General features: G+C 38.5%; 9 protein-coding genes and 1 pseudogene. 2 read left to right on the top strand and 8 right to left on the bottom strand.

Going from position 1 to position 15387, the window contains the following annotated elements; translation table 11 throughout:
- Positions 1-187: 187 nt before the first annotated feature.
- The 3 genes from DV702_RS00610 to DV702_RS00620 all read right to left on the bottom strand — a co-directional run bounded on the left by DV702_RS00610 (position 188) and on the right by DV702_RS00620 (position 2695).
- Positions 188-1600 carry a GGDEF domain-containing protein gene (locus tag DV702_RS00610; protein ID WP_162805680.1) on the bottom strand — a complete coding sequence of 471 codons (1413 nt, stop codon included), beginning with the start codon at positions 1598-1600 and terminating at the stop codon, positions 188-190.
- A 231-nt stretch (positions 1601-1831) separates the two neighbouring features.
- Entirely contained in the window at positions 1832-2134 is a 303-nt protein-coding gene (locus DV702_RS00615) for a hypothetical protein (RefSeq protein WP_114922963.1), read from the bottom strand.
- Between the two features lie 84 nt (positions 2135-2218).
- On the bottom strand, positions 2219-2695 hold the full coding sequence (locus DV702_RS00620) for a VanZ family protein (RefSeq protein ID WP_114922964.1): 477 nt from the start codon (positions 2693-2695) through the stop codon (positions 2219-2221).
- Between the two features lie 395 nt (positions 2696-3090).
- Between DV702_RS00620 and DV702_RS00625 the strand changes: the two genes are divergently transcribed.
- Together DV702_RS00625 and DV702_RS00630 are read left to right on the top strand one after the other, a co-directional pair.
- On the top strand, positions 3091-5616 hold the full coding sequence (locus DV702_RS00625; protein ID WP_114922965.1) for an S-layer homology domain-containing protein: 2526 nt from the start codon (positions 3091-3093) through the stop codon (positions 5614-5616).
- A 132-nt stretch (positions 5617-5748) separates the two neighbouring features.
- Positions 5749-7307, top strand: a pseudogene (locus DV702_RS00630) (FMN-binding glutamate synthase family protein).
- Between the two features lie 61 nt (positions 7308-7368).
- Here the strand turns inward: DV702_RS00630 and DV702_RS00635 are convergent.
- From DV702_RS00635 to DV702_RS00655, 5 genes are all read right to left on the bottom strand, one after another.
- A complete protein-coding gene (locus DV702_RS00635) occupies positions 7369-8049 on the bottom strand; it encodes a C40 family peptidase (RefSeq protein ID WP_114922966.1) in 681 nt (226 codons plus the stop codon).
- A gap of 887 nt (positions 8050-8936) precedes the next feature.
- Positions 8937-9569, bottom strand: coding sequence for a YflT domain-containing protein (locus tag DV702_RS00640; protein ID WP_114922967.1), 633 nt, complete (start codon positions 9567-9569; stop codon positions 8937-8939).
- Positions 9570-9835: 266 nt separating this feature from the next.
- Positions 9836-12226 carry a VWA domain-containing protein gene (locus DV702_RS00645; protein ID WP_114922968.1) on the bottom strand — a complete coding sequence of 797 codons (2391 nt, stop codon included), beginning with the start codon at positions 12224-12226 and terminating at the stop codon, positions 9836-9838.
- A gap of 17 nt (positions 12227-12243) precedes the next feature.
- The gene (locus DV702_RS00650; RefSeq protein WP_114922969.1) at positions 12244-13683 is read right to left on the bottom strand and encodes an S-layer homology domain-containing protein; all 1440 of its coding nucleotides are present in this window, start codon (positions 13681-13683) and stop codon (positions 12244-12246) included.
- 43 nt (positions 13684-13726) lie between these two features.
- Positions 13727-15376: a hypothetical protein gene (locus DV702_RS00655; RefSeq protein WP_114922970.1), complete on the bottom strand. Its 1650-nt coding sequence runs from the start codon at positions 15374-15376 to the stop codon at positions 13727-13729.
- Positions 15377-15387: the final 11 nt, after the last annotated feature.

A 15387-nucleotide genomic window follows, 5' to 3' on the forward strand; every position in this document is an offset into this window, starting at 1 on the left:
TTGCGTTTCAGCCGGGCGCGTTCGGGAGGTAAGGGATATACTTTCTTTCGTAAGTTGCTTTTCACTGCATTACGCAAAGAAAGGGCAATGATTTTTGTGTCTGATTCGTCTAGGGAGTGATTGGACAGCTTTTCATTCTTTGCAAATAAAAAACATGAATCCTTTATTTCAAGGCATTCATGTTTGGCTATACGAATGAAACTACTTGGTTTTTTCCGTTTTTCTTTGCTTGATACAGCGCTAAGTCTGCTAAATGAAATAAATCTTTAAATGTTTTTACTTCGCGCATGACATTGTCACCGAGCCCGATACTAATAGTGACTTTTGTTGGGATTTCTTTAGGGTTCGAGGAAGTTTCTTCAATTTTAGAAGCGAGCAGTGAAGCTTTCTTCTTTGCTTGATCTAACGAAATACCTTGCATGACGAGCACGAATTCATCGCCTCCGAAACGTCCCAGTAGATCATCTCTTCTAATTTCGGCAGAACACGTACGTGCTACTAGCTTTATCGCTTCATCGCCTACTAAATGTCCATACGTATCATTAATCGCTTTTAAATTATCTATATCAAATGCGATACAGACAATAGTTTCTTTAGTATCTATAGCATTCAAAAGCCAGCGATTTGTTGTCTCTTCCAAAAACTTACGATTGTATACACCAGTTAAATAATCTATGTTTTCAGTTGTCTTATTTTTACAAGTTTGCAACCGTATATTTAACTCCATCGCTGCCTTGACCCAATTGTGATTTTCCATTTCATGCAATAAATCAATATATTCTTTTTGAATAATTGCCAGCTCATCAAATGTACAAATATCTTCAGCCAATGCCATTCGTTTCTGTTGAATATCTCGTAATAATACATAATCATTAAGAAGTTCTTCACGTTCTTTAGCTATTGTATAGTAGTGAAGAGCTTTAGCGGGTTGACCTAGTAATTCATACAGCCGGCCTTTTAAAATTTTTAAAAATGCTTTTTCGCGTGTGAGATAAGTGGACTTTTCCAAATCATTTAACTGCTCAATGCTAGTCATCGCCAAGTCAGCACGTTTTAAATTTAGAGCGGATTCAATGATGTGTAAGTGTGCTCGGATGGAAAGGATTTTGATGTCTGGTGCATGAGTAGTAGCATAACTGAGTGCACATTGCGCAGCGTGTAAAGCTTCTTCGTACTTTTGACGTTGATTCATAATATAGCTCAATTTACTATAAGCCATACTTGCATAAGAGTAGTGATCAGTTTCAAGGGCAATTGATAAGACATCATCTATAAACTTCTTTTCTTGTACCCAATCAGAAGCGAATGAACTGATGACATACTGTAAATAATATGAACGCATCCAATCTTTTTTTGTCCCGTATAATTGGCATTCTTTGTGATGCGCTTCTACATGAAATAGTAACTTTTCAAAATTCCCTAAATAATAATAAGAGGTAGCACATAGGTAATGCCCATACAATATAGCTTTTCTATATGAATGAAGTGTACTAGTTTTCAATAACTCTTCTGCAAGTATGCTTACTTTTTTATAGTTTCCCTCTTTTTTCTCCCAGCTAATAGAGTCATATAAGATTTCTATATCATTTTGATAGTTCATCGTAGCCCTCCCTCTCATTCTATACACGCCTGTAAAAGGACTAAGGTCATAAATTTTTACATGATACACTACCATTATATCATGATTCTATTTTAAATATAGTGAATAATTAGAGAATAAAATAATCTATTAGAGATATTTGTCCTTTATATAGTTTTTAATACCCTTAAATTAAGCTGTATAAACACACTACTAAAGATTCTAAATATATTTAAAAGTGAGTAATTAATACTACTTTTTAATTCGGACTTTTTTAAACGACTGAATAAAATGATCTGGATTTTCTGTAATTTCAAATGTAAATACTCCTTCATTTGTATGAAGATAGAAAAGTCCTGTCTGTCCCGAGAAAGGGCGATAGGACAAATCGAAAACATGTTCTAAAGAAAATGTACGCTGTGAAGTTGTAATACGATCTTGAAATAAACAAATGGAATGAAAGGATTTATGAAAGCTCTGTTCTAAGCGATCAACCGCGCGTTGTATATAGATATATGATAAAGATTGAAGTAGTGGATCGACTGGATGATTCATAGAGAAAACCTCCTGATTTTAACTATTATAGTTCATCACTTGTATGATCTGAAATAAGTGATTCCGTTAAATTGCGAGTGGCAGTTATTTTCGTTCAGATTTCCGACATGCTTGAATAATGGTGGCAAGGAATAAAAATGTCAGTGCTCCCGCCATATCTAAATACACATCTTGTATAGTCGCTGTACGACCACCAGTAAAGGATTGGTGAAGTTCGTCCGCACAGGCAAATAAAAGAGTGAGAAGTGCTGAACCGAGTAAACGTCCTTTCTTTTTAGGCCACAATGAATAAATGAGTAATGCGAGCAGTCCAAATGTCATGAAATGAGCAGCTTTTCTAATTAGAAATTCGACAAAATGATAATACCCACGTTCTTCAACAGATATTGGACGGTTCCAATAAGTAAATTCAAGTGTGGATAATGCTGATTTTCCAGGTTCGCTAGGTAGCAATTGTTTAAGTGTTGAAACTAACGACTGTTGTTCGTATGTCTGACTGGATGAGATGACTAAACCGCCAATAATTATAATGAGTAAAAGAAACACAAGAATTTTTTTCATAAATGGATTGTATCACGAATAGATCATGATCACGCGCTGAAGCTTCTAAAATCTTCGTTGTTTTTCACATAATCCATTAACTATGATATTTTGAAACTCTACTATAATATACTTGTAATGTTTATGTAATATGTAGATTGTATACTGGAAGAGTGTAGTAAAAGCCGATCATATATGCAATCTGTCCTTTTATTACCATTACCAACTATGGAAAGGTATGCTAAGATTTAACTTGAGCAAGTAAAAGTCGCTCAAGTAGGTCTCTCTTACTGAAATAGTATTCTTAGTGATTAATTATATAAGAATAAGGTATACAGAAAAGAGAGTACTAGTCACATTACTCGCACGTCTAGGTGAAATTTCATTTAGAGCAATTAAAAGGAGGAAGTTTTTTAATGAAATCACAATCAAAAAAATACAGTAAGTATCTGACAGGTGTAGCATCTGCAGCATTGGTAGCATCAGCTGTAGCACCAGTCGTTAGTGCGGCAGATTTCAATGATGTCAATGAAACGAACTCTCATAAAGAAGCAATTGATGCGCTTTCGACTGCCGGGGTAATCTCAGGTTATCCGGACGGTTCTTTTAAGCCGAATAAAACGTTAACACGTTCAGATGTTGTGAAATTGATGGGTAAATGGCTAGTTTCAATGGGCTATGAAATTCCAAAAGACTATAAAACAAACCCACGTTTCACAGACTTAACTGCAAAATCCAATGACGAACTCTTACAGTCTGCAGCTATTGTAAAAGACAATAATGTTTTTAAAGGATATGAAGATGGATCACTAAATGCTGCAGGGAGCATTACACGTGAGAATATGGCGATTGTTTTAGTTCGCGCATATGATTCCGTAAACAAAACAGATTTATTAACGTATGTCAAAAATCAAGAATTCGACAGAGACGTTGTGGACTTGGCATTAGCGAAATCTGAAGCGCGTACAGCTATTGATGTACTGGACTTCTACGATATCACAAACCCAGCTGCACCAAACTTCAGACCGAAAGAAACAACAACTCGTGGACAATTTGCTTCGTTCTTATACAAAACGAGTAAAGTAGAAGCGCCAGGAGAAGAAACACCAGAAGTACCTGAAGTGGCAGAAGTAACTTCTGTGGAAGCTCCTACTGAAAAAGGTCTTTTATTGAAAGGGACAAATTTAAACCTTCTAAAAGCAGAGCAATTAAAAATTGAAGGTAATGAAATTGCATCTTACACAGTGAACAAAGAAGGTACTCAAGCGGTCGTTGAATTGAAAAACGAATTAAAATCCGGCCAAGAAATGACACTCACTGTAACAACGAAAGTAGAAGGGGAAGACGATCAAGTTACACCTTTCAAATTTACCTATGAAATGAAAGTAGGAAAAGTAGCTGGTACGACTACACAAGTAAACGCACAAACTGAAGGTCAGTTATTAATGTTTACTGTAGACGGAGCACCTGCTAACTTAAAGAAATTGAAAGATGCAGGCTTTACAGTTGAATTCCAATCTACGAAGTCAGATGTATTTAAAGATAAAGCGACAGGAGAACTTCAAAAAGATAAATTAATTGCAGGCGAACAATTCTCTTATAAAGTAGTCGTATCTAAAGACGGCAATAAAGTAGAATCAGAATTAGTAGATGTAAAAGTATTGAATTTCGCAGCATATATCGCTGAAATTAGCGAAGTTACAGTGACTCAAGGAAGCGTAAAAGTAGAGAATGGAAAAGTTCCTCTTGAAAGTGGAAAAGTGAATGTAAAAGCTACGAAAGCTACTACATTAAACGGTGATACAGTAGTGCCAACTGACCAGAACACGACGTATACATCTTCCAATCCGAGCGTGGCGACAGTAAATTCAAAAACAGGGGAAGTAACATTAGTAAGCCCAGGTGAAGTGAATATTGTTGTTAAAGTAGATGATGCTACAAAAAATATTCCGTTAACAGTAGTATCAGGAGAGCGTATCGCGTCTAAAGCAGTAGCAGCTTCTACGGAAACGAAGATCATCGATAACGGTGAGACTACTATTGATGTAGTCGTAACAGATCAGTATGGCGATTTGTTCAATGGTCAACTCACTGTAGAAACGAAAGATGCAACGATTGCCACAGCCACTCTTTCAAATACAGCTGAAGGTAAAGCGGTTCTCACTGTAAAAGGGGTAGCTCCTGGCACAACAGATCTTCAAATTAAGTCCGGAGATACAGTTCTTTCCACTGTAAAGGCTTCTGTTTCAAATGATAAAACAGTAGCTACAAGAAAACTCGAAACAAAATCTGCGGCTGATGATTTCCAATTAGACGTAATGAAAGGCTCTGACGATCAGGAAGTTACATTAGTATGGAATAAATACAATGCACAAGGTTTCCTAATTGGTGCGGAAAATGATGCGAAGTATGCAGTAACATCTTCTGATCCATCTGTAGCTACAGCTACTTATGTAAACGGTGAAATCAAAGTTACTTCTGTTAAAAAAGGTTCTACAGAGCTGATGATTAAAGAAGGCGATGTCACTAGAGCAACAGCAACGATTACGGTAGTAGATTCTACGCCAGTCATTACAGCTGTGAAATTTGAAGATGCGAAGCCTGTCACTGAAGCAGGTGTCATTGCTCTTCCAATCGTTAAGAGTGAAGGGATTACATTGACATCTTCTAAAGTGAAACCAGAAATTACAGCTGGTGGTGTGATCTACATTGATGTAGATGGCAATGGCTATAATAGCACTACTGATATTAAATTAGGCTCCATTGCAAGTAGTTATTCTGGACCGGGTGAAGATATTACGAACCTACGAGTAACAGCAGGAACGATTAAAGGTACAGTAAAATCTGGCGCTAAAGGTACGATCGTAGTTAGCGTAACGCCAGAAGGTCAAACAGTTCCAGTAGGTACAAAAGCAATAGAAGTAAATGTACCGGCTCAGTAATATACGATGATCTAAATAAATAGTACAATTCAACTCTATTCCTTGAATACGTTCAAGGAATAGAGTTTTTTACGTTTACCTGACCTTGCGCAGGGTACAGGTAGAATAGAGTGCTTAGAAAGGAGTGGGAATATGAACTGGTTTGAAGGGATTAGTTTTACGACATCTTTACTAGTGTTAATTATTTTACTTGTACCAATTGCGATGATTGTATTTTTGTTCTTCTTCGATAGAAGTCAGAAGCAACATTCGATTTTACGAAATTATCCAATACTAGGACGTGTCCGTTATATGTTTGAAAAAGCGGGTCCCGAAGTTAGACAGTATTTATTTAATGATGATAATAGCGGGAAACCATTTAGCCGGGAAGAGTATTTACATATGGTGATGCCCGGAAAATATTTGAATAGTGTTATTGGATTCGGTTCAAAACGAGATTTTAAAGAACCGGGATACTATATTCGGAACGCGATGTTTACAAAGCAAAATGAAGAAATGCAAGTAGATAATGATAATTTATTAAAAACGATGCGTTATGAAGTAGATGCTGATAACTTATTCTCACGCAGAGAACATCGTGAAGAAGTGACGACACTCCCATGGCTATTGTCAGAAGAGAATGCAATTGTATTAGGTCCCGACTGCGAACAGCCATTTGTTGTACGCAGCTTACTAGGGCAGTCGGGAATGAGTTATGGGGCATTAGGTGAAAATGCGATAACGGCTCTGTCAAAAGGGATCGGCATGGCGCAAGGTGCTTGGATGAATACAGGAGAAGGTGGAGTCTCTGATCACCATCTTTCAGGTGGTGCGGATATCATTGCGCAAATTGGTTCAGGGTTATTCGGCTTCCGGACAGAAGGCGGAGATTTCGATATTGAGAAAGTAAAAGAGAAAGCAAAAGTTCCGCAAATTAAAGCATTTGAAATTAAATTGGCACAAGGGGCAAAAATGCGAGGAGGCCACGTAGAGGGGGAGAAAGTGACGGAAGAAATTGCTGCAATTCGTAATGTTACACCGTATACATCAATTAACAGTCCAAATCGCTTCAATCAATTCGATGATTATCCAAGTCTGTTTCGTTTTATTGAAGATATACGTTCAGCTGGAGGTAAACCGGTAGGAATTAAAATTGTGATCGGCGGAAAGCAAGATGCGGAAGAACTGGCCGCTTATATAGCGGAAAGTGGTATGGGTCCAGACTTCATTTCGTTAGATGGGGCAGAGGGGGATCTGGAGCGACGTATCAAGATTTAGCAGATAGTGTAGGCTTACCTTTATACTCCTCTCTTGTTCTATTGGATGATGCATTAAAGAAGTTTGACGTACGTGACCAAGTGAAAATTATTGCTTCAGGAAAAATCATTACTCCTGATAAAGCAGCGATCGCTTTAGCATTGGGGGCAGATTTGATACAGATTGCTCGTGGATTTATGATTTCTGTAGGATGTATAATGGCAGAACGCTGTCATACGAATACTTGCCCTGCCGGAGTTGCGACTACAGACAAGCATTTGCAAAGAGCATTAGTTGTGGAAGAGAAAAAGTTTCGCGTCACGAATTATATACTGACGATGAGGGAAGGTTTGTTTCGGGTGGCAGCAGCTGCTGGTTTGGATTCTCCGACAAAGTTTGAACGTCACCATGTGATTTATAAAGACGACAAAGGAAGAATACATTCCATTGAATAATACAAAAAACGTGCACGGCAGATTGATCTGCTATGCACGTTTCCTAATTTTGATTCATTCATTATATTCTTCTGAAACTATTAAATTTAGATTTCCAATACGGATTGCTTAAGCTAACGACTTCTGATTTTCTACCGCCAGCATGTACAAATTTATTGTTTCCAACGTAAATTCCTACATGAGAAATTCCTCTGCGGTATGTATTTTGGAAGAACACAAGATCGCCGGGTCTAGGAGATTTGATTTTTGTAGATTGTTTGAATTGACCTGTCGTTGTACGTGAAACAGATTTTCCGTTTTTCTTGAATGAGTACTGAATGAATCCACTGCAGTCAAACCCACGAGTGGTTGTGCCGCCAAAGCGGTATGGAATACCTCTTAAATTCATTGCAGTTTTAACGACGCCCGAACTGCTCTTTGCAGGTTTGGACGACGCTACTGCTTTAGCGGTAGATCTTTTTAAAAGAGTACTTAATACATATCCTTTTTTTCCGTTAATTTTCACTTTGTACCAAAGCTGGGAACCGTAATACTTTTGATGTGTTAAATTTACACGTGCACCTTTTTTAAGTGTAAAGACTGTTCTATGTATACTGCCCGCATCTGCTCGAACATTCGTATTATGTGTTGTAATATAAACACCACTTTTTGCTGTTGCTTTACTAGCGGCATCTACGCTTCCTCCTGTAAAGCCTATAATCATGATTGTAGCTAATAAAATTGAACCTAAAATCTTCTTCATACTGACTCTCCTTCGAATGTTTGATGTCTCTCTTAAGCTGCAAATCATATATTACATGACTAACCGCAGATCAAACATTACGTTATGATTAAGAAGGGGTTACAAGAATCAGCCTTTGTAAACTAAATGTAATATAAAAAACCAAGACCAAGCCTGTTGATTAACCATATTGTGTATAATTCTCTCTTTCATTTAGTTTATAACGATTTTGATTATGGCAGTTGGATGGAGTGAAGCTGACTTGAAGTGTCTTGCGGCTTGCGCTTCCAGACGATACGCTTTCCGGAGGGGGCGCGGTGGACCGTCAAGCGCTGCGAGTTACACCTGTCAAGTGCAAAGATGTGCTCCTTCTCGCTGCGCTTCACTCGCAAAAGCCGTCCTTCGCTACGGCTTTCCCTGATCCTCCCGGAGTCGATCGTCTTCCAGATTCAGCCGGACGTAGTATGTGCAAGACAGGTTGATAGCTTTTTGTATTTGGTGAAAACTACTTGGACTTGTTTGATAGGATGTGATCGTTTTAAAGGTTGAAAGAGGCACTGTACAGGAGAAGTCACTTACCATACTTTATTTCTGGAGGAACACGGACTGACTTACGAACACAAAGTCAAAGATTCTCCCGGAAGAACCGGAGGCTCGTGGAGGATCAGCACGACAGGCGTAATCGCCAACGCACTATTGGCGAGTCCGCCGCATGCCTTCAGGAAAGCGTCCGGTTCTGTAGGGAGAATCCTAAACGATACACTACCTCCAAAACTACTCGTCAAAAGCACCACATTTCCAAATACCAATTACTTTCTTTGGATAGTCAACAGCCTAGCCCCAAGACATATATAAATGAATTGTTTATGTATATCTTGGGGTAGGTATTGATAAACGCTACCTTTAACTCAGTTTTTTGAAGGTTTTGTTATAGAATCTTCAATGATAGAATCAGTTGTAATAGAATCTAATGTGGTAGAAGGAATTTCGTCATCCGTTATTGCATCCGGTTTAGGAGTCGCTAACATTTCAGGGTAAGCTGGATTAGTTAATGGCTCATATCCCCCATACGATGGTTCGATATGTGATGATGGGTGGGTATTATGTGCAGCGAAATCCGATTTGTCTTCAGGCAACACTTGAGTGGGTTCTGATGACGTTACTTCAGTAAAATAAGGTTCATCTTTCGAATATACACTGAAAGCCCAACCTTCATCTACATAAAGCAACATACCGCCGTGTTGAACTTCTTCGTAGTAGCGATTCACTTGTTCGTCATCCATTCCTACCCCATACATCATTTGTTTAATATGATTCTCGCCAGTCAAAAACCCCATGAAGCGATCTGTCCAAGAGTCATATGCAGCATGCACGTCAGCTGCGGTACGACTTCGTAACATAGCTATATCGGTTTCGTTTTTTGCGATTACATAAATATTATCATCTAAATAACCTGTTAATTTAAGCTCTTCTATTTTGTCGAGAAGATCCGAATCATTATAAAACACACCGATAAATGTCTTATTGTTGATGCCGTCCATTTCTCTGCCTCCTCTTTATTAACTTACTAGTTAGTATATGTAACATACCCCGTTGTCAAAATGTGAAACCCGTTCGTCAATGAATAGAATGAAGTTGCATGAAGAGTGAAGGGAGAATACTTATAGTAGAGAGTCTAGAATTTGCGAAACTGTAAACAAAACATGTGAATATACTACGCAGGCGAATAAAAAAAGGTCTGTTCAGAAAGTCCATAAAGTCTGACTTTCTGTGACAGCCCCTTACAAGTTATAGTACATGTAATCGTTTAGTGTTCAATATGTACTCGTTGCTTGCCTAGCAATTTATCGTTTCTATCAAATGCTAAAAATGTGGCATGGTCTTTTATTTGGAAGTCTTGTATTTCAAATAACTTTTTGTTTAACATATAGAGATTTTGACCTCGGTGCGTCAATTCATAATCCAAGTCTCCATGTGAGGAAGAGAAACGCACAATCACTTTACTAATCGTCCCGCATGCATCTACTAGTTCTGTTTCCATCAGTACATCGTGGCTAGTAAGCTTGACGGAAGCTGATTCGAATACAGAAGCAATTAATGAGCAGGTAGGTAATGGGTTTCCACAATTAATTTCTTGTAAAATTGATTGGTAGACGAGAGGTAGTTCAATATCTTCTTTAATATGGAAATAACTTCCCCCGGTTTCACTTGCAATTTGCTTTAATAACGATTTGTCCAAGTTGTTTCCTAGACCGATAGTAAAGATTTTAATTCCGCGTTTCTTAGCTTCTTCCAGTTCTTTCATGATCGGGGCTTTAGAAGACTTGCCGTCTGTTAATAAAATCAGCATCTTTTCCCGTTCTGTAGTAAATTTACTAAATGCAATTTTTAACCCACTCGCTATATTAGTTCCACCACTTTCTTTCACTCGAGTAATAGCAGGGGATACAGCGGTAGGTTTTCCGCGTTCGATAAACATTCCTATATTTGTAAAGTGGGTGGCGATATTATCATCTGCCTGTAGCGCATGAATGAATTCTTGTGTTTTACTCACTCGAAGACGTTTTGGGTCATTACGTTTCATACTGCCAGAAGAGTCAATTACGAATCCGATTTCAGGCTTTTCAGCAGTACATGTAGTAGCAGTAATCGGTGGTGCAAAAGCTACCGGTATGAAAAATGACTTGTTAGCGATAGAACGAACCGATTCATCATTGATAGATGAATTTACTACAGCGGTGGCCTTAATCTCATCTTTTATTAAATAAGTCGGTGTAATGAAGAAAGTTTTCGCGACTCCATTAATAAACTTCGGAGCAGATTCATTAAATGCAAGTCCAGATTGTGACTCTAGTGTAAGTGAACCATTAAAATTAGTTATAGTTTCACCTCCAGCCTTAGCTACAGTAGCAGTAAGAGTAGAACGGCCGTCTATCGAATCACTAAGTTCTAACTGCACTTCTGCTTTTGGTTCGTACGTCAACGTAGCGACTCCAGAAGGTAGAACGCATTTTCCAGATGTGGTAATCGGTGTAACAGTTATAGTGTCGGTTGCAGTATTTGTTTTACGCGGTGCAATGACTTTTATCGTTACATCAGGACCGTCAGAAACAACTTTTGGCGCGCTCGATGCCACACTTGCAAAAGTGGCGGCTACCTTAGCAATCCCTTTGATTTCCGTTTCTGGTTCGTCTACTTCGTCAACTTTATCATTCTCAGGTAATTCCGGTACTTCAGGTACTTCAACAGGTGGCAACTGATCTATAGGTGGAGTATCTGGATTAATAGTATCCGGCATTTCTTCGGATAGAGGAGTTGAATGAACTTCAATCTTAGCCCCTTGTGCAGAAGTAACTGTAAATTCAAGTTCCCTTTCATAAGGAATCAATTCTCCGTCACAATCCCTGAAAGTAAACGTGATATACGTGGAATCTTTTCCATTCGCAGTTAAGACTGGTTTTTCAATATCTACCGCTATCTGATTTACAGTTGGTATATCATCTTTGCTAGGCGGCGCAGGTTGAAGTGGCCGTTCAAAATCTACTTCACCTTCATTAACGAAATTTGATGGAAAGGAATGTATCCCATTATCTTGTCCTGTTGCTTTAGCGGAAAGACCAATAGCATCACATCCTTTTTTACGTGACATTTGATAAAGGAAATTAACGGTCTCTGCACGCGTTAGACTGTTCGTAGGTTCATAATCATAGTAATCATTTTTCCCAGTCAAACCATGTGCGATTTCATTTTTATATAGATAATACACTGCCTCATGTTTGGAAAGATCGACGCCTTGATAGGCAGCTAGTATACGTGCTGCATGTGCTCTTTCAATAGAAGAGTCTCTAGCATAGCGACTATTTATACCATGTAAAGGTAAGAATAGTTGGCTTAAATACCGATAATTCCCCATAGCTTTATGTTCACCCGGTCGTGCGGCAAATGAATTTGGAGAATTGCAGTCAAATCGGACAAGCATTGTGACGAACTGTGATTCAGTAATTTCTTGATTCGGTTTAAAGGTACCGTCCGGATAGCCGACAGTTAAACCTTGCTTTTTAGCCCATTCAATCGCATCCTTCGCATAATGTCGATCATTGACGTCAGTGAAAGAAGTTTTGGCGTTCGCTTGGATCGGCAATAGAGCAAGACACAGCGCAAGTACTAAAATCCAGTGAGTCATTTTACGTATTTTCAACTAAGTGCCCTCCATTCCTATTGAAAGAAAATATCATCACGATAATTTTGCTTTAAATCGTTTTCTAAGAAATCGAGAAAACGAGATGTGATCAATGCTGCTTGCGCTCTCGTGAGTTGCTGTTTTGGATTAAATTGGTTATGTTCATTTCCGCGAACAAGTCCTAGTTCAGTAGCTACATATACGCTATCTTTCGCCCAATCTGAAATTTTATAATCGTCTACATATTGTGTTTTAAAGCCCGGGCTCGGTGCGCGACCTTCCATCCCCAATGCACGGACGAGAATAGCAATCGCCTGTACACGGGTGATAGGGGAGTCAGGTTCAAATGAGTCAGGTGTCACGCCCGTAATGATTCCTTGTTCTACTGCACTTTCGATATACATATAGTCAGGATCTTTTGTAGATAAATCTGCAAAAATTGGCACACGTGGAACTTTGCTTTTCTTTGGCTCTTCTAATACCCGTAAATCTACTGCCTTTAAAATACCGACAGTATATTGGTAGCGTTTCATCGGGGTATTAGGAGAAAAGAATTGTGAGTTCTCATCAAAAATACCGAGTGAATAAAGTTTCTGAATCGCATCTTTCGCCTGATGTCGATCTAGATCACGAAATTTTGGTACGATGAGCCTTTCAATTTTCGGTGTGTTTTTCTTCTGCAATTCAATAGTTCCAGACCCGGCACCGAAAGGGATGTTATATGTATATTCGCTTACCATATCTGACGAGCTGACAACAGAATGACCACCTGTAAAGCTTGATAGGGAAGGGTCAAATGGTTCGTAGACGAGTACACGTGATTTGCTGTCAGATGCTTTGCTTGTGACAAGTCCAGAGCCATTCGGCGTAATGATCTCAGAATCAATTAACTGAGTTTCAGTCGCACCCCAGAAATTTTTATAACCCATATTGCGTCCATGTAAATGAACGGTTATGTCATAGCCAACATTGTCTTTAATCTCTGTATCTACGAACTTATAGATTTTACGTCCAACCATATTGCCTGAATAAAAACTAGAGGCAGGCAAGTTATCTGAGACACTTCCTTCTGAATACTGAAAATCTGCTAATGTGTAAGTTCTTTTACCGAATGTAACTTTTTCTGAATAGCTTTTCACTTCAAACTGCGAAGTTGTTTGTCCTTTTCCTTCATGCTCATTGATCGTGGCTACGTAATTTACACTTCTTGTTAATTTATCTCCAGCTTTACTTGTTAGAGTGAAGCGATAATTACGAGTCACTGTGCCTTTATTTTCTTTTTCTGTAATGACGGCTTTACCTGAAAATTCGGTAGGCGTACCTGTCAGAAAGAAGATTTCTTTATATTCGTATTCATTCATCACTCCACCGTTCACATCTATGGGACTTGCAAGTGCAGCGGATACGTTACACGATAGAGGGAGTATGACTACAGTGAATAGAAGAGCGATCCATAGCTTATTTAAAAAACTCATTATATGACTCCTTCTTTTAGGCAGTAAGGAACGCTTACTGCCATTAATCTACAATTATTATTCTGCCTTTGACGATGCTATCAGCAACAATAAATAATCTGTCGTTACTGCGTAAATCTTTTGGTTGGATTACTTCGCCATCTTTTATAAAAGTCGCTTGTTGTATATCCATTTTATTAATGAATCCTTGAGTTGCCCATGCACCATTCATCCATTGGCTAACATTGCGTACGTCCATTGTCGTGTAGCTAGGAGATATGGCTGCTAACCGTCCGACAGAGACAATTTTCGTAAGTGTAGTATTCGGCGTGAAATGAGCAGCAATTACTTGATTATTCTTTATATAGAAGTAACCGTACTGACCCATCTTAAATGGCAGATCCATTTGTGGAATCCGAGTAATGATGCCTTGTTTGTAATCTTCTACAACAGTTGTTTCGTTGTTGAAATAAAAATCTGAATCAGGTGCAACAGTCCAAACGTTTTGCTTGAGTTCTGATAAAGAAGAGAGCCTCAGTTGATACCCTAGTATCCCCGATACCTTTCCAAAGTATATTGAGTGATCAGATAAATTCGGACTATTTAAGCCATCATTACTAATATGTATAATGTTGGCATGTTGATTGTTCAGAGGACCTGAGGCAGCTATAAACGCAGTCCCATAAGCTCCAAGCGCTTCAGGTTCTACCAGTCTGCCGTTACGAATCAAAATAGATCCATTATGATATGTGAACTTTCCAGCACTCATCAACTGTATCTGTTTCATATTTCCGTTGAAACTTTTCAGCGGTTCGTAATATGTGCGTTCTTCATTTTTTTGAATGATGATTCGTTCTACTTGTTCTTTACCATGTTTACTTCTAGTGGCGACATACACTTTATGATTTGTGTACTTCCGTAATTGGTTATGAGGAACAGGCTGATTCTCGAAATAAATTGGGGTATTCGCAGAGTAATCATAACTTGATGTGCTATTGACTGCATTAGCATACCAATGCCAATTTAGAAATTTCGTCTCATCCCGCACACTAATTTTACGGCTGATCGGCTCAATCCGGTGAAGGGTACCTTTGTATAATCCAGCCACTTGTATTCCAGTTTCCATAATTTCCAGTTCAGAAATATGATTCGTGTTATAAACAGAAAACTTGGCCTTGATTCGGTCTCCTTCGTATAGTGCACCGATATCTGTTAACTTACCATTTTTAAATAATTGCGTATCAGAATGTAGGTAAATATTTCTTACACGGCCGTCATCAAGTGTAATAGAAAGATCTTTTTTATTTCGATTCAATGTAGAAACAACGCCGATTATGACTTTCCCATTTGTTTCAATTACTGCAGAAGGTGTATCCGTCTTTCCGTTAAGTGTTTTTACACGGCGCAATTGAACGTCCGCTTCTACTTTCATACCTAGCTTGAATGCATCCATTTTTACAGGAACAGTGTCAATTGACAACTTTGCATAGCGATCGATAGATAATGTGATTGTCCGGCCGGCGTCGTTTTTCACTGTAACTTTACTTAAAACTTGTTGCACCGTATCTTTATTTACCTGAACCTCTTCATATTCTGCTTTAACAAATGTACCTGTAATTAATTCGCTTGCTTCAACAGTAGTAGAATAGATGAAGAAACCTCCAAGCATTATAAGTAAACTAGACATAAAGACAGTAACCAACTTTTTTCTCACTATACTTACAC

The organism is Sporosarcina sp. PTS2304, from assembly GCF_003351785.1.
In the GTDB taxonomy this organism is placed as follows: domain Bacteria; phylum Bacillota; class Bacilli; order Bacillales_A; family Planococcaceae; genus Sporosarcina.

Coding starts and splice junctions, on each gene's coding strand:
- DV702_RS00610 (WP_162805680.1), bottom strand. CDS start 1,600: ATGAACTATCAAAATGATATAGAAATCTTATATGACTCTATTAGCTGG.
- DV702_RS00615 (WP_114922963.1), bottom strand. CDS start 2,134: ATGAATCATCCAGTCGATCCACTACTTCAATCTTTATCATATATCTAT.
- DV702_RS00620 (WP_114922964.1), bottom strand. CDS start 2,695: ATGAAAAAAATTCTTGTGTTTCTTTTACTCATTATAATTATTGGCGGT.
- DV702_RS00625 (WP_114922965.1), top strand. CDS start 3,091: ATGAAATCACAATCAAAAAAATACAGTAAGTATCTGACAGGTGTAGCA.
- DV702_RS00635 (WP_114922966.1), bottom strand. CDS start 8,049: ATGAAGAAGATTTTAGGTTCAATTTTATTAGCTACAATCATGATTATA.
- DV702_RS00640 (WP_114922967.1), bottom strand. CDS start 9,569: ATGGACGGCATCAACAATAAGACATTTATCGGTGTGTTTTATAATGAT.
- DV702_RS00650 (WP_114922969.1), bottom strand. CDS start 13,683: ATGAGTTTTTTAAATAAGCTATGGATCGCTCTTCTATTCACTGTAGTC.